The organism is Algimonas arctica (assembly GCF_014652695.1).
GTDB lineage: Bacteria > Pseudomonadota > Alphaproteobacteria > Caulobacterales > Maricaulaceae > Litorimonas > Litorimonas arctica.
Genome location: NZ_BMZH01000003.1, coordinates 269,189 through 290,038 on the forward strand (window position 1 = coordinate 269,189; position 20,850 = coordinate 290,038).

Sequence of the window (20,850 nt, forward strand, 5' to 3'; positions counted from 1 at the left end):
CCGCCCGGGTCATGCCGGGCGGCTTTTTCATTTAAGTCTGTTGACCGGTCTTACCGGCCACGCGCGTTGACTATGTCCATTTCTTCGAGCAGGCGATCGGCATTGTCGACCTTCTCCATAACCCAGAGCATGTAGCGGCTATCGACATGGATCGAACGCACCGTACGCGGATCAAAATCCCAATCCGAATTCACGCTTTCAATCGTGCCGTCAAACAAGAGCCCAACCAGCTCACCGCGCGCATTCAGCGTCGCCGAGCCGGAGTTGCCGCCTGTTGAGTCAAGGTCCGTCAAAAAGTTGACCGGCACGGACCCAATGGAATCAAGCGCATACCGCCCATAATCCTGCGTCGCGATCAGATCGAGTTGCGATTGTGGAGAGTTGAACGGATCTTCGCCCGTCTCTTTTGCGGTGATCCCTTCCAGCGTCGTGAAAGGATCATAACGCATCCCGTCCCTCGGCGACCCGCCCATGACATTGCCATAGGTCACGCGTAGCGTGGAGTTCGCGTCCGGATAGGCGGTGAAGCCCTGATCCTTTTGCCACGCAATGATCGCTTCCATATATTTGGGCTGAAGCATAGCCAAACGGCCCGCCCGGTCCTTGGACGCGGCTTCTTGCTGACGCACATAATCATAGAGCGCGACGGCGAGACGCATAAATGGATCTGCGCTCGCTTTCAGTTCGTCAGGCGTTGCGTCCATCAGTGACAGGCGCGTGTCGAGATTACCCAGCACTGTCGAGGCATAGTAACGATCGAGGGTGGCGGACAGGGCGGCGTCGCTCATATCGTCTGTCAGACCCATAGCCATATCCAACTCAGCCACACGTCCAGATTTTGGCTGCGCCAGATAACCGCGCAGGAACATCATCCATTCGGCTTTGTCGACAGCCGCGTCATAACGGCGATCCATCGCCGTCATGGATTGCTTCATACGGCCCATGTCACGGTCCTGATAACCGCTTTCGCGATCTACATTGTCTTTCAGCTGTTCATGCGACAGGCGATAGAGGCGCTGTGCAACGCCTAAAAGCTGCGGACGGGTGGCGTTATTATACCAATAGGACGAGCGTTGTTCCTGTGCGCGCTCAGCACTGAGCGCGTCCAGAGCGACGAGCGCTTCGGCGTAACCCGCGTCCGGGGCTTCCGCCGCGATCCACGCATTTAACGCGGCCTCGCGCTCTGCCCGACGCTCCACAAGGCCGACGCGGCGCGCGCCTTCCATCTGACCGCCAAGGTTTTTCATATAATTGTTAATGCCGGCGAGACGGGATTCATATTTGATCCGCGCATCGCTGCCCGGCTCTGACGCGCCTTCGATTGCCGCAATCCAGTTTCGCATCCGTGTCTCGTCGGTCGGATAGCGCCAGCTAAAGGTGTTCTCGACCTCGGCTAAGCGCGTGTAGCGGGACGTGCGGCCCGGATAACCCGCGACCATGACAAAATCGCCGTCATCGAGTCCCGCAGCAGACACTTTCAGCGTGTGGGCGGGTGTGAACGGGACATTGTCTTCGCTATAATCGGCGGACTCGCCATCCGGGGAAACATAGGCCCGGTAGAAGGAAAAATCTCCCGTGTGACGGGGCCACATCCAGTTATCGATGTCGCCACCAAATTTGCCGATCGGGCCCGCAGGCGCATAGACCAGACGGACGTCTTTTATTTCCAGACTTTTGATGAGTTTATATTGCAAGCCGCCATAGAAGGACGCGACATTGCAACGATGGCCTTCATCCTCTTCACACTCCGCGACGATGGATTTACGCGCGCTATCAATCGCAGCGTAGCGGGATTCGCCCACTAGCGTATCAGACAATCCGCCCGTGATGTCAGCCGTCACATCATCAACATCAACGGTGACATAGACTCGCGAGCCCGGAGCGGCCGGCAGCTCAGCCTCAAAATTTGCGGCGAGGAAACCCTCTTCGAGATAATTATTCTCTTCCGTCGAATTATATTGGATCGAGCCATAGGCGCAGTGATGGTTTGTCACGACAAGACCTTGTGGCGAGACGAAAGACGCGCTGCATCCTCCCAGTGACACGACTGCGCCCATTGGAAAGCCCGTCAAATCCGAGATTTGTTCGGGTTTCATCTTCAGACCTTTTTTACGCAGATCTTTTGCAATTTCTGGCAGTTGGTCGGGGGTAAACATGCCTTCCACGGCGGTCGCCGGAAGGCTGTAGGCAAGACCCAAGGCCAGCAGTGAGCTGGCCAGCAAATGTGTCGCTTTAAGGGATTGGCGCATGAAGGTGTCTCCTGTCGAATGTTCTGGACCCGCGTTAATCAGACAAACAGGAGAGTAACAAGAACTAGAAGTCCCGAGAGACGAAACTCTATGCCCCGAATTCGCGGCCTCGCCGTTAAAACGCGTTACAGAGGACTCACTGCAGGACTGTTGGTTTGGAACATCGCGACAATGTCGTGGCGTGAATAGGGTTTTGTCAAAATAGGGTAGGCCTGATAGCGCACGGGAAAGAGGCTCGCATCGCTATAGCCTGTGGCGAAGATAAAGGGCACGCCCCGTGCGACCAACGCATCCGCAACACGCTCAGACGTTCCGTCCTCAAGCGTGAAATCAAGAATCGCAGCGCTCAGCGCTACTTGATCGATGATGTCCAATGCTTCATCACAGCATTTCGCCATGTGAACTGTGGAGGCGCCAAGCTCAGTCACGACTTCCTCGACATCCATCGCGATGATAAAATTATCTTCGACAATTAAAACATCACCGGAAAAAATCGGGCCGAATGAAGAGGAGCTGCGCAAAGCTGGAGGCAGCGTTGATGGCGCATTTCGCGCCACCGTTATGTTGTTTGTCATAAGAAATCTTAACCGATTTCACGAAGAACTCAATAACATAGGTTAACAGGCTAGACGAATGAGAGCCTTCGTCGAGGGGTCATGATCGCCAATTTCACGGCGCTCTAATTCTGTCAGGATGGTGTCCGCCAGCACTTTACCAAGCTCGACACCCCATTGGTCAAAACTATTAACGCCCCATAATACGCCCTGAACAAAGGCTTTATGTTCGTATAGCGCGATAAGGTAGCCAATGGCCGACGGCGTCAGTTCATCCAGCGTCAATGTTGTTGACGGACGATTGCCCGGAAACATTTTTTGTGGTGCAAGACTGTCAATATCGGCGCGGTCTGAATTTTCCTTGCGAACGACCGCTTCTGATTTGCCCATCATCAGCGCTTTACTTTGGGCAAAACAATTGGCCAGCAGCGCGCGGTGATGTTCTGGGCGACCTTCGTGATCGGCCAGAACAGCGACAAAATCAACGGGTGCGCCACCCCGTCCGTTCGGGCCAGTCCCTTGGTGTAACCACTGAAAGAATGCGTGCTGCCCATTCGTACCCTCATCACCCCAAATGACCGGACAGGTTAGACCTGCGGGTTTGCCATCACGCCCAAAGGACTTGCCGTTGCTTTCCATTTCGAGCTGCTGGAGGAAGGCCGAAAACTTACGCAAACGCCGACTATAAGGAATGACAGCCAAACTGTCATACCCGAGCGCGTTCCTGTTCCAGACGCCGATCAAGGCCATAAGAACGGGGATATTCTGTTTAAGCGGGGCATCACGGAAATGGCGGTCCATAGCCGCCGCCCCGTCTAGCATTTGCGAAAACGCATCAGGTCCATACGCGATAGCCAATGACAGGCCGACAGCGGACCAGACTGAATATCGTCCGCCGACCCAATCCCAAAAGTCAAAAATATTGTCAGAATGAATGCCAAACGCGATGGCCCGGTCCCGGTTGGCCGATACCGCTAGGACATGATCTCTGGGCGAACATCCGGCCTGCGCCAACCAGTCCCGCACAGACTCTGCGTTCATCTTTGTTTCTTGTGTGCCGAAGCTCTTCGAGACCACTATGACCAGCGTGCGCTTAGGGTCGAGTCCCGCCAGCGCGTCATTGACCGAGGCGCCGTCAACATTATTGGCGAAATGCAAACGCGGGCTCGCCGTCAAAGTCGCGGCAAATCCGTCCGCCACCAGACGCGGCCCCAGATCCGATCCGCCAATACCAATATGGACAATATCGTCAAACTTACCTGAAGCACGGATGTCGTTAGAAAATACTGCGATACGCGCGCGCATGGCGGTTACTTCGTCGGCAACGGCCTCACCGCCAACACCGCGCAGGGCTGTGTGCATCACGGCCCGTCCCTCCGACACATTGATCGGTTCGCCTGCGAATAGTTTTGCGCGCCATTCTTTGACATGTTTCGCATCCGCCAAGGCGAGCAAGGCCTCCAGATCGTCGAGACTGACGCGCTGTTTGGAAAAATCCGCTCGGATCGGGCCGATACGATGGGCCATTCGGCTCAATCTATCGGGCTCAGAAATGAAGAGGTCAGCGATATTGTCGGTCGACGCCGCACGCGCCTTAAGATCATCAAATGTCATGCCTTGCCTATGGGCAAGCCTTACAAAATGTTCAAGCGTTCAGAGATCGCATAACACTCAGTATATAGCAGATGACCGGATTATGCGTCGCGAGAGGCGATCTCACACTCAGACAAGGTCAGTCTAGCGTTTCCACGTAAAGGAGAGCGCGGCAGCGTCTTCATTATAGCTGAACCCTTCAGCATTCGCTTCCCGGCGCAAATAAGAGAGCGACACGTCAGCATCCCCAATCCGGTAACCGAGTCCCGCTTGCGCATCGCCGACAATGATCCGGTCCTGTAAATGAAACCGGCCTGAGGACAATTGCCGCATGCCGTCCGGTGAATAGGTCAATGCTTCGGCGTCAGCGCCCGCAAAGAGATACCACGTATTCGTCTTAATATCAGAGCCACGCCGCAAATCTTCGCCGATTTCAACAACAGCGCCGACAATGGCCGAGCTGCTGTCATCATCAAAGCGGAAGCTGGCGCGCGGACGCAGCACAAAATCGATGCCCCCGTCTTTTTTGGCCGTGATATATTCGGACAGGCCCAACGAGAGACGGTCAGTGCGACGTTCACAACGTCCCGCCCCAGACAGGCAATCTGGATCAGACACATCAAGTTTAAAGAGGGTCGACCCAATCGCATCAATCGGCAAATCGATTGTCGGCATATCTAAGCCAAATGTGGAAAGGGTCGTGAGATCGTCTAAGGCCCGAGACGGGCCCGTTGGCAAATTGTACGAAAGGCCCGACGCGTCGCGGCTCGATGACGCTTTCGGCAGCTGAATTGTGCTTAAATCCAGATCATCTTTTGTATCTTGGGAATGCGCCGCAGTTGCGAATGCGATTGATGCCAATAGGGTACAAGTAAAGGAAACAGTGCGGCGCACCGTCTTTTGAGCCTTTTTTGCGGCCCTGCGATGGCTGGAATCAGCCAACATCATCAATCCTTTGTTCAATCATGAGACACTAAATTTATTGTCTCAGCTCATTTCATACTCTTTCGAACCTGAATGGTTCCTATTATTGCCTCAAAAACTCGTATCCTTGCAACTGCAAGAATCGTTCCGTTTCACTTATCACCTGTGATTGGCACTAAATTGTGGCAATCATGTCACGGCTTTCTTAATTATACGCAAAAAAAGGCTCGGAGCGTACTCCGAACCTTATATAGGGTTAATATTCTATTCTAACTCGCCCAAACGAGTGATTTTAAGGGGGAATGGGCCTTATTGGCAGGCGATACATTCCTCATAATCTGTTGGGGCCGCCGCTTCCATTGCCACTTCCATTTCAGATTTCGTATTATCAGAGCCCGCAAAGCCCGCACGCTGCATCGATTTAGAACGGCAATAGTAAAGCGATTTCACGCCTTTTTCCCACGCCTGCCAATGCAGCATATGCAAGTCCCATTTATCCACATTACCGGGCAGGAAAATGTTGAGCGACTGCGCCTGACAGATAAGCGGCGCGCGGTCGGCAGCATGCTCAATCACCCAGCGCTGGTCGATTTCAAACGCTGTCTTGAACACATCTTTCTCATGGGCGTCCAAGCACTCGAGATGCGCCACTGAGCCTTCATTTTCCAAAATAGTCGCCCAGATACCGTCTGTATTCTTCCCTTTAGCCTCCAGCACTTCTTCCAAGAGCGCATTGCGAACTGTGAAGGAGCCAGACAGCGTCTTGTGAGTGTAAATATTGCCCGGAATGGGCTCAATACCCGCGGACGTACCGCCGCAAATGATCGAGATTGACGCCGTCGGCGCAACCGCCATCTTGTGCGAGAACCGCTCCATGATGCCTTGATCGGCGGCATCAGGACAGGCCCCGCGCTCTTCGGCGAGCTTGATAGAGGCTGCGTTTGCGCCAGACCGGATATGGTTGAACAGGCGCATATTCAGGGACTTGGCCATCGCACTTTCAAACGCGACGCCTTTTTTCTGCAACAAGCTGTGAAAGCCCATTAAGCCGAGGCCAACGGAGCGTTCGCGCATGGCGGCATAAACCGCGTCGCTCATGCCTTCCGGGGCGCGGTCGATGAAGTCCTGCAATACATTGTCGAGGCAGCGCATAATGTCTTCGATAAAGCCGTCGACATTTTTCCACGCATCGAATGTTTCCGCATTGACGGACGACAGACAACAAACCGCTGTGCGTTCCCGGTCAAATTGATCCCGACCCGTGGCCAGCATAATCTCAGCACATAAATTCGATTGCTGCACCTTAAGGCCGACAGCGCGTTGATGTTCGGCGAGCTGACGGTTCACCGTGTCAGAGAAGATCATATACGGCTCCCCTGTTTGCAGGCGCATCTCAATAATTTTTTGCCACAAAGCGCGCGCATCAACCGTCCGCATAACCTCACCAGACGCCGGGCTTATCAGCGAAAACTCTTCGCCATCGCGGACAGCTTCCATGAATTCATCGGTGATATTGATCCCGTGGTGCAAGTTGAGCGATTTACGGTTGAAATCGCCAGACGGCTTCCGAATTTCCAAAAACTCTTCGATTTCTGGATGGTGGATGTCGAGATAGACAGCCGCCGAGCCGCGACGCAGTGATCCTTGGCTGATTGCGAGTGTCAGGCTGTCCATCACGCGGATGAAAGGAATGATACCGGATGTTTTGCCGGCCCGACCGATCTTTTCACCAATGGAGCGCACAGCGCCCCAATAGGTGCCGATCCCGCCGCCATTGGACGCCAGCCAGACATTTTCGTTCCATGTGGTGACGATACTTTCCAAGCTATCGTCAACGGCGTTGAGGAAACAGCTAATCGGCAGACCACGCCCCGCCCCGCCATTGGACAGCACAGGCGTCGCTGGCATGAACCAGAGCTGGGACATGTAATCATAGAGCCGCTGTGCATGGGCATCGTCATCGGCATAGGCGACAGCGACACGGGAAAACATATCCTGATAGGACTCACCGGGCAGTAAGTAGCGATCAACCAGTGTTTTCTTGCCAAAGTCCGTCAACAACGCATCGCGTGAGCGGTCCTGCTTCGGCGCCCGAATATTCCGCAGATTTTTAGCGGCTTTGGGTTTCTGGCGCTTGCGTGAATCACCGCCTTTGGGGTTGATCACCGCTTGCATGAGCTGCTCAGCAGTCTCCGTCGCATGATCCAGCTCGGCCACATCCAGGTCTTTTCCAAATTCGTCTTCACTCATCATCACAGCGTTCTCTTCCCTGGCGTTACCAGCCCTTTAAGACCCAAATGACCCTGCAACCCGACAATAAAACGGGCGCTTTCGTTAAAGCAATGAAAACGAAGCAGGTCACTTCTTAACTACATATAGTGGTCAGCCTACCCAACTCGTCAACACCTAGTGTCGTTCCTCGTGCGCGTAGATGGTGAACAAGTCGTTAACGCCTTGGTTTCACGACAAAGTTTTCGCCTTCTTGTCATCGGCACGTCATATCGATCACTATTGATTCGAACGGTAAGTCTTTGAACTTTTTGAAAGAATCGAAAGCGAAATGAAAGGGGCTCAGCCGTGTCTGATTGTGTATGACTCGGTATAACCATCCCGCCTGCGGAACGATCCTATCCGTGCGGCTCAATAGACCCCGCTTATAGTCCCCCAAAACATAGGAACTGCGTCAACAAAGCCAATATTATGACCCTGTCTTTACCCCGGCCTCGAATCACGGCTCAGACTTTGCTCTATCTAGAGCGCACAACAGCCTCTATCACGCACACACTTTCCATACTGCACGCCAACCCCGTGGTTCCGCGGTCCGCGACACTCAGGGAACTCGACCGGAGCCCGCAACCCTCATGAAAATTCTGCTCGTTACCGATGCTTGGCACCCGCAGATGAACGGCGTGGTCCGCACCCTTGATACGACCATCACCCATTTGCGCGAACGCGGTCACACGGTGGAGGTCATCGCCCCATCCGATGGGTACTGGACTTTGCCACTCCCGACCTATCCAGACATACGCCTTGCGCTTTTTGCGAAACGAGACGTCGAGCAACGCATGGCGCGGTTTGGACCCGAAGCCGTCCATATCGCGACCGAAGGTCCCTTGGGCCAAGCCGCGCGTTCGCTCTGTCTGCGCTGGGGCATGCCGTTTACGACCAGTTATCACACGAAATTCCCGGAATATATCAAAGCCCGTGTCCCCTTCATACCGATGTCGCTGACCTATAAATTTGTCCGTGATTTCCATAATCAAGGCGGACGCACGATGGTGACAACGCCGAGCATGGCGTCGTTTTTGGTCAGCAAAGGGTTTACGGGATTAGGCGTTTGGGCGCGCGGCGTGGATACGGACCTATTCCACCCTAACAAGCGGACCGCGCCAGACGACGTCTATGCGGGTTTAACGCGGCCGATTTTTGTTAATGTTGGGCGCGTCTCTGTAGAAAAAAATATCGAGGCCTTTCTTGATCTTGATCTTCCGGGCACCAAGGTCGTTGTTGGCGACGGACCACAAATGGACACGTTGAAAAAACGCTATCCCGACATTCGTTTTACCGGGTCCAAATTTGGCGAAGACCTTGCGCGACACTTCGCCGATGCTGACGTCTTCGTCTTCCCTTCCAAGACAGATACGTTTGGCCTTGTCATTATCGAAGCGATGGCCTCCGGGACGCCCGTCGCGGCGTATCCAGTCAGCGGCCCGATCGACATTATCCCGGATTCTGGCGCCGGCATTATTGATGAGGATCTGAGGACGGCCAGCCTATCAGCGTTGGAGTTGTCACGCGAAGACGCCCGTAAACATGCGCTCGCCTATAGTTGGGATGCCGCGACGGATATTTTCTTTGACTATCTGACACCCGAATATGAACCCATCGCGCGTCGACGCTGGAGACGTGTGCGCAGGATGGTCAAGATCGCCAGCTCACCCATGCATATTATCCGGCGGGAGATGCGGAAATTATGGCGGACCCTCCGCGGCAAAAGCGTGCGACGGTAGCGCCCCCGCCCGTATTTTCCGCCAACCTGCAGTCCACCCTTAGGCCGTTAATTCGAGCTGACGACAGGGTGCCAACGCGGTTTATAACTTGTGTTATCTCACTCAATCACGAACACTGTCGGATATTAGGCACTGTTTGAGGCGGAATAACAATTACCATGACGCGAAGACCTTTTTTTATCGGGTTACTTTTGATGGGGCTTACGGCCTGTCAATCAAATCCACCCGCGCTCTCAAACGATGATCGAGACGCCATAACCGAATCCTCAAAAAAATGGGCTCAAACCTATAATCAAAATGATTGGAAAACACTGGCATCCCTCTTCACGCCGGACGCGACCATGATGCCGCCCAATAGTCCCGTCGTCCGCGGACGCGACGCGATTGCCGCATGGGAAGCTGACAATGAAAGTGGGTTTCGTATCGCCTTTGATATCCAAGAGATAAGTGGTCTTGGGTCCGTGGCCTATGTCAGGGGCCGGTCCTGCGTCTTTATTCCGTATGGCGACGGCAGTTTTGGCGTCGACGTTGGCAAGTTTCTCGAAATCCGTAAAGAACAGGCCGACGGTACGTGGCTGATTGCCTCCGATATTTTCAATTCTGATGCGGCTATGGGCAGCGACCTGCAGACGTCCTGCCCATTTTCCAGTTTAGACTAAAGCTCTGTTTTGAGCCTGCCCCGCAATCCAGTCATTCCCGTACGCTCTATTTCTCTCGTTTCAAAAACGCTCTCACGCTAGCACCGTAGGGCATAACATTGACGAGGTTCCACCCCAACAACCCCTCTTGATTCAATTGCTCGGTAAACGCGGTGTCGGCTTTCTCCGTGCTCAGGCCCATTCCACGGGATTTCATCGTAATCACCTTATATTCAAATCGCATCTTATCGCTCCCGCTTTAAGTAAAAGACCGTCGGCATGGTATTATTATTGATGGCGTAGCATTCCCATCCGTCGAGCCCGAGGCGGTTGAGGATGTCTGTGCTGGCATCGCGGATGGAGCCGCCGCTCATGCCTTTGCCGCCTTCGACGATTTGATATTCCCATTTACGTTTCATCTGTCTCTTCCTCTTTCGGGTCGTCATCCGACTTCGCGCTGGCATTCAGTCGCCCGCTTTTGCGCAGCGCATCGCGCAGGACATATTCGATCTGCGCATTCAGCGAGCGCAGCTCATCATCGGACCAGCGGCGCATGGCATCGAGCACTGGCGCGCTGATCCGTAAGGGATATGACTTCTTGTCAGCCATGGCCCGCTAGTAGAGGCTGCCAGTGTTCACGACAGGCTGCGTCGCCTTGTCAGAACAGAGCACAACCAGCAGGTTAGACACCATCATCGCGCGGCGTTCCGGATCAAGGTCGACAAGACCCTTCTCTTTCAACTCAACCAGTGCGTCTTCGACAATGCCGACGGCGCCTTGAACGATCTGTTTCCGGGCGGCGATAATCGCGCCAGCTTGTTGGCGTTGCAACATCGCGCCCGCAATTTCCGGCGCGTAAGCCAAATGCGAAATCCGGCTTTCGATCACGTGGATGCCCGCTTTGGCGAGGCGTTCCTGAATTTCGTGACGCAACCGTTCGGAAATTTCGTCAGGATGCGAGCGCAAGGAAATCTGGTCGTCCGTGTGTTGATCGTAAGGATAGCTGGTTGCCATTGCGCGGATCGCGGATTCGCTTTGGATTTGCACGAAGCTTTCATAGCTATCGACGTTGAACACGGCTTCAGCGGAATCAGACACTTCCCACACAACGATAGCCGCGATTTCGATCGGCGAGCCATCCAGCTCATTGACCTTCAACTTACCACTCTCAAAGTTGCGGACACGTTTGGAGATTTTCTTCTTCGTATAGAAAATATTGTTCCAGCGCAGACCTGTCTGATCCACCGTTCCGATATATTTGCCGAAGAGCGACAGCACAGCCGATTGGTTCGGCGCGACCGTGTAGAGGCCCGCGAACAGGATGGCGCCGATAACGATTAGCCCGATGCAGAGTGGCCCAAACCCGAGAATGAGTCCGGCCACGCCCGCCGCAACCAAGATGACCGCCACTAGCACAACTGGAATACCCCCAATGGACCCCGTGTCTTGCTCTCTAATCTCTGACATACGCCTCTCCTTTTCATCAATTGTGATATCAATATGATATCTATTTATCGTTTGTCGAGATGAAAAAGCGCGCTAACAGGGTAGCGAGCTGATTTAGTTGGAAATTTTTAGCACGTTATTCGCCCAAAACCTCTTCGAGGAAGTCCGCTTGCACCCGTTCATAGTAAAGGCGGTTGGATAATTTGCGCCATCCGTGCCCTTCGTCGGGGATCAAAACGTAGTCCGCGCGGATGCCATTGCCTCTAAGCGCCCGGACCATGACTTCGGTCTCATGCACATCGATACGCGGGTCCATCGCGCCGTGGGAATAGAACACGGGCACGCGGATATTATCGGCTTTGGAGATGGGCGAAATCTCTTCATAAAACACCCGCCACGCCGGATCGGTGATATCACCATACTCAATAATGTCAGAAGCTTTCAGGCCCGGACTGGCGACCTCGAGAGCCGTGACCCAATCGCCGACACCGAATAATGCTACGCCCGCATCAAAGGCGTCCGGATAATCGGCCAACACCGCATTGACCATATAGCCGCCATAAGACCCGCCCATCACAGCCGCGCGAGATGTATCGACGCGTCCGTCTGTTTCCAAATAGGCCAGCATATCGACAAGGTCACGAACGCTATCGAGGCGCTTTTTCTGATCGTCCAGTGTGACGTAAGTCCGCCCAAATCCGGTCGACCCGCGCACATTGGGTTGGAACACCGCAATCCCGCGCGAGAGGAGATATTGCACCGTTCCGTTCCAGCTAGGCCGCGACTGCCCCGTCGGCCCGCCGTGGACCATGAAGACGACGGGCGGCAAAGACGGGGACGGTTTAGGGTTGATGTCGATTGTTGGGGGAGGCGTGGGGAGGTAGAGCAGACCTTGGACTTCTACGCCGTCGCGGGCAGGTAAGCGGATAGATTCCGGCATGATGAGCGATGCAGGGTCAAGACCTTCATAATCGGAGGTGAAGACGCTGACGGACTCGAATGTTTCGAGATCAACTAGATAGAGATCGCTAGGAATGTTTGGTGCACTCACTCTGACCAGCAAATGCTCTTCATTACAGTCGATTGAATAAACTCCACGCGGCAAATCTTTTACGGACGCCCCCAGCTCCGGTTCAGGTAACAAAATTGACGAGAAGCCATTATCGTTAAAAACTCTAACGGAGATATCACCGCACTGCCTAAGATGATCAATATCGATGGATTGCTCTTCCTCCCAAACCAGTCCTGCCTCAACATTGTCGATAGGTTTAGTTCCGGTCCGAAAAAGCGTCTTATATTCTCCAAACTTATTCGACGCGAATTGAATAAGGCTGTTTTCAAACTCAGGCATCAAAGGGGGCGCAATATACTCCACCCCCGCATCCGTATGGTTCGCGCGCGGCGTCGGGTCGGACAGCACGGTCCGCACGCCCGTCGCTAAATCCAGCACGAACAGTTTGTCACTATCCTCACCAACCGCTTCACTAATAATCGCGGTAGAACCGTCCGGCGCGACGGCTTGGACATAATTGCCGAGCACGCCTTCATAGACCAGCGTCGCGACGCCCGTGGCCACGTCAGCTTTATATATATCGAAGTCCGCGCCGTTGCGTTCAGTCGAGCTATAAACCATCGTGCTTCCGTCGCCCGTGAAACCGCCAAATTGACGAAACCCCTGATCCGTCGCCGGCAAAATCAAGTGAGGCTCACTCCAGCCATAGTCTGCTTTCGCGTCCAGCGCGGTCATCCAGTAATTTTCCCGCTCGTCGCCATTATTGTCAGAGCCGTAGATCAGCGCGCCCGTCGGGGAAAAATCGAAGAAGGTTATGCCGGAGCCGAAGGTGATCTGCGTGAGCGTGGACTGCGGATCATCAGCGGTTGCATCCATGACGTAGAGCTGGCGATCCCCGGTTAGCGACAGCCGCGTTGCGATGACCGTCCCGTCCGGAGACAGCGCCGACGGCCCCGCCCCGCGCGCGAGCACATAGGGCGCAACCGGACTATCATAATCGGCGTCAGAGCTTTCCGGCGCCATAAAGGTGAGCGGCGCAAGCGGCGCGTCACTGCTGGGGGGCGAGACCTCAGCGGAACAGGCCGCTAGCAAAACGGACAGAGAGAGCAGCGCGCGATAAGTCATAAAAGACTTGCAGCACGAACAGGGCAGCCATGCAAGAGTGGCGGGTCACTAGGCTTGCTCGGATCAAAACGCCAGACTATGGGCCGCCCATGTCCGCTTGGTTCGACATGACTGTCTTCATTTCTGCTTTCATGACGCTGTTCGTGATTGTTGACCCGCCCGGCTGCGCGCCAATTTTTGCGACACTAACGCAAGGTACGTCTAAATCCCATCAACGGACCATGGCCTATAAGAGCGTTGGCGTTGCCGCCATCATCCTGATCGGCTTTGCTTTCGTCGGTGAATGGTTGTTCTCTAAACTGGGTATCAGTCTGGATGCGTTACGGATTGCCGGCGGCATCATGCTGTTCATTATCGGCCTGAATATGGTGTTCGAGAAGCGCACAGAATCACGCGAAGATCGCGCCGAAGATTATCTTGAGGAAATCGAAAACCCCGAAGACATTTCCGTCTTCCCGATGGGTATTCCAATGATTGCCGGTCCAGGCACAATGGCGTCGCTCCTTCTGATGATGGGGAACCAATCAGACCGCTCTGGCGAAATCGCCGTCATGGTAGCGCTGGTCTTAGTCCTGATCATTACGCTGGTTAGCTTTCTGCTCGCAGGCGGGTTGATCAAGCTGATGGGCAAGACCTTCACCAATGTGCTGACCCGGGTTTTGGGTGTGCTTTTGGCCACTTTGGCCGCGCAATTCGTCCTCGACGGTGTTCAAGGCGCCTTGTTTTAACACAGCCCTACTCGTCTTAATCAGAGGGCTGATTTGACCTGTGACGCCATCCGGTCATAACGACCGGATGCGCACTCTTCTTTTACTCTCTTCCGCTCTCATTTTGGCCGCCTGTTCCTCGGCCCCGCCGAGCCCAACAGATATTTTGCAAACGCCCCAAGGGTCTGTGCAAGGGATCCTGTCCCCGGATAACGCCGATATTGCGTCCTATCAGGGCCTTCCTTATGCTGCGGCCCCGGTGGGTGACTTGCGCTGGGCGCCGCCCGCCGCTGCGCCGACTTGGACCGATGTTCGCCAAGCCGATCAATTCGGCACACGCTGCATGCAAGCCACAGATGTGGAAGGTGGGTTCTTCGCGCGCCTTATTGACGGGCACGGCCTCTCGGCGGTCAAGAGTTTTGCAATCAAACGGCTTGTCGCGGCGATGGACCCACCGCCCGTGAGCGAAGACTGCCTTTATTTGAATGTGCGGACAGCCACAGAAGCCAAGGACGCCCCCGTTATGGTCTGGATCCATGGTGGCGGTCACCAATTCGGATCCAGCGATTTTGACTATTACCAAGCTGACGCGCTGGCCGAAGAAGGCGTCGTCCTTGTCACGATCAATTACCGTCTCGGGGCCTTTGGCTATATGGCTCACCCGGCCTTATCCGCCGATGATCCGCGCGGGGTCTCCGGCAATTACGGGACGCTGGACCAGATCGCGGCGCTGGAATGGGTCCGCGATAATATCGCAGCCTATGGCGGCAACCCGGACCGCGTGACCATTTTTGGCGAGAGCGCGGGTGCATGGTCGGTGACGGAATTAATGAGCTCGCCGCTAGCCAAGGGTTTGTTCCACGGCGCAATCCTTCAATCTGGCGCGTCGACATATCATCTGGCACAGCTGGACGGTGAGGGTGTTGGTTGGCCCTCCGGACATGTGACAGGCGTGAAAGTGGCCGATGCGCTGAATCTGGATAACCCGAGCGCGTCAGACCTGCGCGCACTTCCGGCGAGCGACATCCAAGCCGTGATTACGGAGGAAATGGCCGACGGATTTCACCATGTTCGCGACGGTGTTGTCTTCCCGCTAAATGTGGGTCACGCGTTCCAGTCCGGACAAATTAATAGCGTACCGATGATCGCCGGCTATAATTCCGACGAAGGCACCTTATTCTTCCCGACTGACCCCCAACCCTCTGTCTGGTTGGAAAATATGGCCCCGGGATCGCGCGACGCGATTGTCACCACCCTGAGCGAGCCCTATCCGACGCAAGCGAGCACCCTTGTCGACCTTTATGGTTTGGACGCAGATTTCACGTCTGGCGGGACCCAAATGATGGGTGACGAAATTTTCGGCGCCAATGTTCGCATGGCCGCGCGCGCGACGGCCGAAACGGGTGCGCCAAGCTGGACCTATTTCTTCTCCCGCGTGCCACCGTCCGATAAACAAACGGTCGGCGCGTTTCATGCCGCCGAGATCCCTTTCGTATTTGGGAGTCACGAAGAAGTGCTGGGCGTTAGCGATGATGATGCCACCCTGACAGACATGATGGTCGATTACTGGGCTAATTTCGCCAAGACGGGCAATCCGAACGGGTCCGATCTGTCTGAGTGGCCGCAACATGCGGGCGAAAGCTGGATGCATTTCTCTGCCAATACGGGACGCCCCATCGCAGAGGTGGAGACAGGTGTGCGCCGCAAAAAACTCGATAGTCTCTCGGAAGGATTGGCGCTGAAGCTTGACGCCTTGGCCGCAACCCAAGCGACCGCCCAAACGACAGCGCCAACGGTTTTAAACGAATAAGCCCAATGAGGGCGGCCCGACCGCTTAAACGTCGTTAAAGTCGGCAATGGTTTGCCGGGTTCGGTTGACGCTGAGTTTCGTCACGTCCGGACGGGAGTAATGACCGCTGGGATCAAAGTTCTGGCGTTCCTCACGCACGCGGGCGGGATCGATTTCGACCGTGCGAACGCCTGTCTCGCCAACCCACGGCGCCATTAAGAACGACCCATCCGGGGCACAAACGCACGATCCCCCATTTGCAGGCATGTCGCCAAGGGCATCCCGCACGAACGCGGCATCCGGCATGTCATCCCGCACATCAGACGCGCGCATCACGCCGCATACACTGACCACATAGGACCGCCCTTCCCTCGCCAGAACCGGCGTTAAATTCTCGGTGTTTTTGAGGTTCCCCGGCCATCCCGCCACATGCAGATCTTCGCCCTGCGCATAGAGCGCCGCGCGCGGTAATGGCATCCAGTTTTCCCAACAGTTCAGTCCGCCCGTCGTAAACGCGCCAATGCGGTGCGTGACCAAACCGTGGCCATCGCCCGGCGACCAAACCAACCGTTCTTCATACGTAGGTTGCAGCTTGCGGTGGACCGATTGGATCTCGCCTTGCGCGTCAATATAGACATAGGAACAGTAGAGCGAGTGGCCGGACCGATCCCGAGGCCGTTCGACGATGCCGAGCCACGCGGCCATCTTCGCCGCGCGGAGCGCCTCACAAATCGAGGTGAGATGGCCGTCCTCAATTGTGACGGCTTGATCTGAATAATGCGCAAACAATCGCTTATTCCGGTCATCGTCAAATTGCGCGCCGTCACCGCCTGACAACCAAAACGGGTAGCCCGGTAGATAGGTTTCAGGAAAACAAATCAAATCCGCCTTTTGTGCCGTGGCCTCCGCAATTGCGGTGATAACGCGCCGGGTCCCTTCGGCGCGATCGAGAAAGGCGGGCGCAAGTTGCGCGACCGCGACGCGAAGGTGAGACGAAGTGGGATGTTTCAGTTCTGACATGGCCCCCGCTTAGATCACTTTGAGCCCGACGGGAATTCAACTTTATGCCAGTGTTTGATGCGAAGGTGAAAGACGCGACGGACTAGACACACCGCATAATCCCGCTACGCGAACAGGATGGGGTTTTACAATACAACGATATTACCAGTAGTTCTCGATCTGGCCTGCGGCAGCAAGCCGATTGATAAACAACGCCAAAAAATCATCCCGCAAGCGAGGGGCGAAGTCGTCGAAATAGGTATCGGGTCGGGCTTAAACCTCCCGCATTATGATGCCAGCAAAGTCACGCGCGTCACCGGCATCGACCCGGATGATGCCATCTGGGAAAAGGCCGCCGAGCGCGCCACCGCCTGTGATTTTCCGGTCGAACGATTGGGGCTCTCCGGCGAAACCTTGCCGTTGGACGACGCCAGCGCCGACACTGTGGTTGTGACCTATGCGCTTTGCACCATTCCTGATCCCGTCGCCGCCCTGCGCGAAATGGGGCGCATTCTGCGGCCTGGCGGGGAAATCCTGTTTACCGAACATGGCCGCGCGCCAGACCTCGGCGTCGCACGTTGGCAACAACGGATTGATCCGATCTGGAAACGGCTGGCGGGCGGGTGCCATACGGGACGCGATATTCCGGCCCTATTTGATCAGGCGGGCCTGAAACTTGCACGTCTGGAAGAAATGTACATTCCGGGACCGAAAGTCCTCAGCTACAATTATTGGGGCGCTGCGATACGAAGCAGCGAATAGGGCGAACGCAAAACCATGACACGAACTTTCCGAACACTCGCCCTTTTTCTTTTCGGCTTCGCCCTGGCCGCCTGTAGCGCTGATATCGGGCCGGATGAGACCCTGTTGTACGGTACATGGCTGCAAGAAGGCCCGACACAAGCCGGAGAGACGTTACTCGTTGAAAAGGCGGTCATCACCTACGCGCCGGACGGCACGTCCGACTTCACAGCGATCATGACCCTGACAGAAAACAACGGCATTCCAGAGCGCTTCACCATTAACGCGGACGTCCTGTGGACTTTGCAAGAAACCATCCTCATCCGCACTTTGAACGACGTCACCGTGAGGCCGGATATTTCCACGCCGCAAGGAGATGCGCTCGCCGCTGCTCTGGCCGACGAATACCGCGCCAGCCCGCCCGGACGCCTGATCATTGAGCAAATTGATGACACGACGCTCGTCCTGCTCGACGCGGATTCAGGGACAAATCTAACTTATCGGAAACAATTGACCCCGCCGTGAGCCTATTTGGAACTTTGACCCGAGTTGAGCATAATTAGCTTACACCAGTGCAGTCCGAACCCTGAAATATATTATAGGTTTTTATTATGCGTAATTTCGCTCTCGCCGCTTTCGCTTCCGCGACAATTTTGTCCGCCTGTGGCGGGGGCGCGCCCAAAACCCAAGCGGAGCTTTTGCTCGGTGAGTGGGATCAAACCGCGCCGGTCACAATTACCCAAGACGGTCAAACTGTGATCATTTCAGAGGGTGAACTTGAATATGATGAAGACGGCACGTCAGAAGGCGAAGCGTTGATGACCATCACGACGATGCCGGCTGAGATCAACGCCTTTCGCATTAAGGGCAACACCACCTATGTCCTTGCCGGCAATGCTCTCACGGAAACATTGACCAGCGGAACAGTGACGGCCGTTGGTGACACCGCTCAAGCCATTCAAATTGCAGAATTGATCCAAGCCAGCATGATGCAAGTGCCAACATCCAGCTCGACCATCGTTTCGCTGGATAAAGATACGCTCGTGGTCCGCGAGAACGAGTCTGGCGCGGAAATCACTTACAAGCGCGACTAAATCTAACTCTGCTTTAATTTAGGCAGATCCATAAACTTGCCGGGGCGCTTTTGCGCCTTGGCGCCCATGGCCTCCATCATTTCCCCGGGGATCAGCATCGACATGTTCCAGACCGCGATTTGGTCGAGCGCATCGGCCGTACTGTGATCGCGCGAATAGGTGATGATCCGTTTGCAGCCATAAATCGCCAGTGGCGGCTTGGACGCAATATCACGCGCCATCTCCATCACGGCATCCATCATCTCGGCATCGGTCGCGTAGACCGTATTGAACAATCCGCGCCGTTCACATTCATCTGCCGCCATGCGGCGGCCTGTATAGGCCAGCTCACGCACCACGCCTTCGGGCATATGGTTGAGGATACGTGGGAAGGTTCCGACATCCGCCGTCATCCCGACATTAATTTCGTAAATCGTAATGAAAGCCTCTTGTGTGCCGAAACGCATGTCACAGGCCGCAATCAAATCGACGCCGCCGCCGATACAGCCGCCATGAATGGCCGCGATAACCGGAATGCGGCAGTTTTCCAGCGCATTAAAACTCTCCTGCAAGCGCAGCACATTCTGATAGAAATTCGCGCCATGTTGCGGATGGTTTTTATCATTGCCGGACACATCACTCGTGCCAAACATCGACACATCAATCCCCGCAGAGAAAATCGGCCGCTCGCCTGTCGTATCCGCAGAAATCACAATCACGCGCGCTTTGGCGTTGTCGTCAATATCACGCACGATTTCAGGGAGGTCCGCCCAAAAGGACGGGCTCATCGCATTGCGTTTTTCAGGGCGGGACAGCCGGATATGGGCGACGCCCGCGTCAATTGAGACGTCGAAACATTCGTAAGACATGATGACCCTTAAGTTTTGAGCGTGAAGAGCGCGGCTTGCGTCGGATCAGTCTTGCCGTTGAGCAAGTCCTTATAGGTGGTCAGCATCGCCTCAACGCCGGCCGGCTCACCCACCGTCATCCACTCCGCCGCGTCGCCCAAGAACGGAATCCAGCGCTCGGCCAGCTTGGACGCAAAGGCCGCGCCGCCCCATTCCGCGATGCGGGATTTCGCGTAATCCGGCGCGAAGAACATTTTCATCGGCGCGCCTTCATCCGGCTTCGGTGCCGCGTCGCCTTGGTAATGTGATTTCCCGACGGCGCAGCCGTATTTCACATTGTCGCGCAGGTGGGCGTATAGCCGCGTCAAAAGCGCGCCATTGCCCGCCATATCAACGATGACAGAGGCGGCCCTGTCGAGGCCTTCGATCATGTCATACGTCGCGACAGAGTCGTAATAGCCCGTGCTTTCAACAAACGCTTTATTGCCTTTGGACGTCAGGCCGACAACTTCGACATCGCCGCGCTGTTTCAAACAATAGGCCGTGCCGAGCGCTGTTTTAGATGACGCGCTGGTGAGGATGACCCGTTCCGCGCCGAAAAACTTTTCGCTGGCGAGGAAGTCATCAATCAGAAAGCTGGTCATAAAGAGCGGGCGCAGCACGGGCTGGAGCGCCTTTTGGACAGTGTAAGACGGGTCCGCTGCCGTGTAGGAATAGCCGTTGTAAACGGGGTGGAGCGGCGCGCGGTGATCCGCAACATCCTGAAACCCTTGCGGCGTGATTTTACCTGGCTTGACGACGATTTCATCGGCAATCGGCAGGAAACCATAGACTTCGGTGCCGACAGGCACATCATCGCATTTGGATTCTGTTACGGTGGCAAAACCCCAGACTGGCATCCGCCCCTGATGGTCTTCGCCGTAGCCATAAGCCTGCGGATTGAAATAGTGCCAATAGCCAATCTGGTCGCCGAACACCATGTAGGTCACATTATTGGCCGTGATGGCAAAACTATCAATCGACATGCGGACCTCCCCCGCATGTACGGGGGCCGCGTCCGTTTTTAACAGCGTGATATCTGCCGGGTCTGTCCGGTTAACGAGTAGAGTATGCATGGGACCTCTTAGTTTAGTATCAAATCT

The 20,850-nt window shown here is 55.2% G+C and carries 20 protein-coding genes; 7 read left to right on the forward strand and 13 right to left on the reverse strand.

Translation table 11 applies throughout. From position 1 onward, the window contains the following. Positions 1 to 50 precede the first annotated feature (50 nt). The 5 genes from IE105_RS05490 to IE105_RS05510 form a co-directional block, all read right to left on the reverse strand. Entirely contained in the window at positions 51 to 2,249 is a 2,199-nt protein-coding gene (locus tag IE105_RS05490) for a S46 family peptidase (RefSeq protein ID WP_189496240.1), read from the reverse strand. A 125-nt stretch (positions 2,250 to 2,374) separates the two neighbouring features. Further along, the gene (locus IE105_RS05495) at positions 2,375 to 2,824 is read right to left on the reverse strand and encodes a response regulator (RefSeq protein ID WP_189496242.1); all 450 of its coding nucleotides are present in this window, start codon (positions 2,822 to 2,824) and stop codon (positions 2,375 to 2,377) included. Positions 2,825 to 2,866: 42 nt separating this feature from the next. Next, positions 2,867 to 4,417 carry a glucose-6-phosphate isomerase gene (gene pgi, locus IE105_RS05500; RefSeq protein WP_189496244.1) on the reverse strand — a complete coding sequence of 517 codons (1,551 nt, stop codon included), beginning with the start codon at positions 4,415 to 4,417 and terminating at the stop codon, positions 2,867 to 2,869. Positions 4,418 to 4,540: 123 nt separating this feature from the next. Next, a complete protein-coding gene (locus IE105_RS05505) occupies positions 4,541 to 5,290 on the reverse strand; it encodes a hypothetical protein (RefSeq protein WP_189496246.1) in 750 nt (249 codons plus the stop codon). 339 nt (positions 5,291 to 5,629) lie between these two features. After that, positions 5,630 to 7,495, reverse strand: a complete 1,866-nt coding sequence (locus tag IE105_RS05510) for a ribonucleoside-diphosphate reductase subunit alpha (RefSeq protein WP_373299051.1) — start codon at positions 7,493 to 7,495, stop codon at positions 5,630 to 5,632. A 686-nt stretch (positions 7,496 to 8,181) separates the two neighbouring features. On the opposite strand from IE105_RS05510, the gene IE105_RS05515 reads away from it, so the two are divergent. After that, positions 8,182 to 9,330: a glycosyltransferase family 4 protein gene (locus tag IE105_RS05515; RefSeq protein WP_189496248.1), complete on the forward strand. Its 1,149-nt coding sequence runs from the start codon at positions 8,182 to 8,184 to the stop codon at positions 9,328 to 9,330. A gap of 158 nt (positions 9,331 to 9,488) precedes the next feature. After that, complete coding sequence (locus tag IE105_RS05520; protein ID WP_189496250.1) at positions 9,489 to 9,989, forward strand: YybH family protein; 501 nt, start codon at positions 9,489 to 9,491, stop codon at positions 9,987 to 9,989. Between the two features lie 46 nt (positions 9,990 to 10,035). Here IE105_RS05520 and IE105_RS15645 read toward each other — a convergent pair whose 3' ends face one another. The 5 genes from IE105_RS15645 to IE105_RS05545 form a co-directional block, all read right to left on the reverse strand. Further along, positions 10,036 to 10,212 carry a DUF4177 domain-containing protein gene (locus IE105_RS15645; protein ID WP_373299049.1) on the reverse strand — a complete coding sequence of 59 codons (177 nt, stop codon included), beginning with the start codon at positions 10,210 to 10,212 and terminating at the stop codon, positions 10,036 to 10,038. 1 nt (position 10,213) lies between these two features. Then, positions 10,214 to 10,387 (reverse strand): DUF4177 domain-containing protein, encoded by a 174-nt coding sequence (locus IE105_RS05530; RefSeq protein WP_189496254.1) that lies wholly within the window; start codon positions 10,385 to 10,387, stop codon positions 10,214 to 10,216. Beyond that, entirely contained in the window at positions 10,377 to 10,577 is a 201-nt protein-coding gene (locus IE105_RS05535) for a type II toxin-antitoxin system antitoxin (protein WP_189496256.1), read from the reverse strand. Before IE105_RS05535 ends, IE105_RS05530 begins: the two co-directional genes overlap by 11 nt. Before the next feature lie 6 nt (positions 10,578 to 10,583). Beyond that, on the reverse strand, positions 10,584 to 11,426 hold the full coding sequence (locus IE105_RS05540; RefSeq protein WP_189496387.1) for an SPFH domain-containing protein: 843 nt from the start codon (positions 11,424 to 11,426) through the stop codon (positions 10,584 to 10,586). Between the two features lie 124 nt (positions 11,427 to 11,550). After that, a complete protein-coding gene (locus IE105_RS05545) occupies positions 11,551 to 13,551 on the reverse strand; it encodes a S9 family peptidase (RefSeq protein WP_189496258.1) in 2,001 nt (666 codons plus the stop codon). Positions 13,552 to 13,640: 89 nt separating this feature from the next. Between IE105_RS05545 and IE105_RS05550 the strand changes: the two genes are divergently transcribed. Further along, positions 13,641 to 14,279: a MarC family protein gene (locus IE105_RS05550; protein ID WP_233354002.1), complete on the forward strand. Its 639-nt coding sequence runs from the start codon at positions 13,641 to 13,643 to the stop codon at positions 14,277 to 14,279. A gap of 67 nt (positions 14,280 to 14,346) precedes the next feature. Beyond that, positions 14,347 to 16,068, forward strand: coding sequence for a carboxylesterase/lipase family protein (locus tag IE105_RS05555; RefSeq protein WP_189496260.1), 1,722 nt, complete (start codon positions 14,347 to 14,349; stop codon positions 16,066 to 16,068). Positions 16,069 to 16,092: 24 nt separating this feature from the next. On the opposite strand, the gene IE105_RS05560 is transcribed toward IE105_RS05555, so the two are convergent. Continuing rightward, on the reverse strand, positions 16,093 to 17,067 hold the full coding sequence (locus IE105_RS05560; RefSeq protein ID WP_189496262.1) for a carbon-nitrogen hydrolase family protein: 975 nt from the start codon (positions 17,065 to 17,067) through the stop codon (positions 16,093 to 16,095). A 117-nt stretch (positions 17,068 to 17,184) separates the two neighbouring features. Here IE105_RS05560 and IE105_RS05565 point away from each other — a divergent pair, with 117 nt between their 5' ends. The 3 genes from IE105_RS05565 (at position 17,185) to IE105_RS05575 (ending at position 18,881) form a co-directional block, all read left to right on the forward strand. Continuing rightward, positions 17,185 to 17,808, forward strand: coding sequence for a class I SAM-dependent methyltransferase (locus IE105_RS05565; protein WP_189496264.1), 624 nt, complete (start codon positions 17,185 to 17,187; stop codon positions 17,806 to 17,808). Positions 17,809 to 17,823: 15 nt separating this feature from the next. Further along, positions 17,824 to 18,312 carry a hypothetical protein gene (locus tag IE105_RS05570; RefSeq protein WP_189496266.1) on the forward strand — a complete coding sequence of 163 codons (489 nt, stop codon included), beginning with the start codon at positions 17,824 to 17,826 and terminating at the stop codon, positions 18,310 to 18,312. Positions 18,313 to 18,398: 86 nt separating this feature from the next. Next, positions 18,399 to 18,881 (forward strand): hypothetical protein, encoded by a 483-nt coding sequence (locus tag IE105_RS05575; RefSeq protein ID WP_189496268.1) that lies wholly within the window; start codon positions 18,399 to 18,401, stop codon positions 18,879 to 18,881. 2 nt (positions 18,882 to 18,883) lie between these two features. Here IE105_RS05575 and IE105_RS05580 read toward each other — a convergent pair whose 3' ends face one another. Both IE105_RS05580 and IE105_RS05585 read right to left on the reverse strand, forming a co-directional pair. Beyond that, on the reverse strand, positions 18,884 to 19,729 hold the full coding sequence (locus IE105_RS05580) for an enoyl-CoA hydratase-related protein (protein WP_189496270.1): 846 nt from the start codon (positions 19,727 to 19,729) through the stop codon (positions 18,884 to 18,886). An 8-nt stretch (positions 19,730 to 19,737) separates the two neighbouring features. Beyond that, positions 19,738 to 20,823, reverse strand: coding sequence for a DUF2855 family protein (locus tag IE105_RS05585; RefSeq protein ID WP_189496272.1), 1,086 nt, complete (start codon positions 20,821 to 20,823; stop codon positions 19,738 to 19,740). Between the last annotated feature and the right edge of the window lie 27 nt (positions 20,824 to 20,850).

What these genes read in the sequence shown, in the direction of transcription:
- IE105_RS15645 (WP_373299049.1), bottom strand. Translation starts at nt 10,212, where the DNA reads ATGCGATTTGAATATAAGGTGATTACGATGAAATCCCGTGGAATGGGC.
- IE105_RS05580 (WP_189496270.1), bottom strand. Translation starts at nt 19,729, where the DNA reads ATGTCTTACGAATGTTTCGACGTCTCAATTGACGCGGGCGTCGCCCAT.
- IE105_RS05555 (WP_189496260.1), top strand. Translation starts at nt 14,347, where the DNA reads ATGCGCACTCTTCTTTTACTCTCTTCCGCTCTCATTTTGGCCGCCTGT.
- IE105_RS05520 (WP_189496250.1), top strand. Translation starts at nt 9,489, where the DNA reads ATGACGCGAAGACCTTTTTTTATCGGGTTACTTTTGATGGGGCTTACG.
- IE105_RS05510 (WP_373299051.1), bottom strand. Translation starts at nt 7,495, where the DNA reads ATGCAAGCGGTGATCAACCCCAAAGGCGGTGATTCACGCAAGCGCCAG.
- IE105_RS05495 (WP_189496242.1), bottom strand. Translation starts at nt 2,824, where the DNA reads ATGACAAACAACATAACGGTGGCGCGAAATGCGCCATCAACGCTGCCT.
- pgi (WP_189496244.1), bottom strand. Translation starts at nt 4,417, where the DNA reads ATGACATTTGATGATCTTAAGGCGCGTGCGGCGTCGACCGACAATATC.
- IE105_RS05560 (WP_189496262.1), bottom strand. Translation starts at nt 17,067, where the DNA reads ATGTCAGAACTGAAACATCCCACTTCGTCTCACCTTCGCGTCGCGGTC.
- IE105_RS05575 (WP_189496268.1), top strand. Translation starts at nt 18,399, where the DNA reads ATGCGTAATTTCGCTCTCGCCGCTTTCGCTTCCGCGACAATTTTGTCC.
- IE105_RS05550 (WP_233354002.1), top strand. Translation starts at nt 13,641, where the DNA reads ATGTCCGCTTGGTTCGACATGACTGTCTTCATTTCTGCTTTCATGACG.
- IE105_RS05565 (WP_189496264.1), top strand. Translation starts at nt 17,185, where the DNA reads ATGGGGTTTTACAATACAACGATATTACCAGTAGTTCTCGATCTGGCC.
- IE105_RS05535 (WP_189496256.1), bottom strand. Translation starts at nt 10,577, where the DNA reads ATGGCTGACAAGAAGTCATATCCCTTACGGATCAGCGCGCCAGTGCTC.
- IE105_RS05515 (WP_189496248.1), top strand. Translation starts at nt 8,182, where the DNA reads ATGAAAATTCTGCTCGTTACCGATGCTTGGCACCCGCAGATGAACGGC.
- IE105_RS05545 (WP_189496258.1), bottom strand. Translation starts at nt 13,551, where the DNA reads ATGACTTATCGCGCGCTGCTCTCTCTGTCCGTTTTGCTAGCGGCCTGT.
- IE105_RS05585 (WP_189496272.1), bottom strand. Translation starts at nt 20,823, where the DNA reads ATGCATACTCTACTCGTTAACCGGACAGACCCGGCAGATATCACGCTG.
- IE105_RS05530 (WP_189496254.1), bottom strand. Translation starts at nt 10,387, where the DNA reads ATGAAACGTAAATGGGAATATCAAATCGTCGAAGGCGGCAAAGGCATG.
- IE105_RS05570 (WP_189496266.1), top strand. Translation starts at nt 17,824, where the DNA reads ATGACACGAACTTTCCGAACACTCGCCCTTTTTCTTTTCGGCTTCGCC.
- IE105_RS05490 (WP_189496240.1), bottom strand. Translation starts at nt 2,249, where the DNA reads ATGCGCCAATCCCTTAAAGCGACACATTTGCTGGCCAGCTCACTGCTG.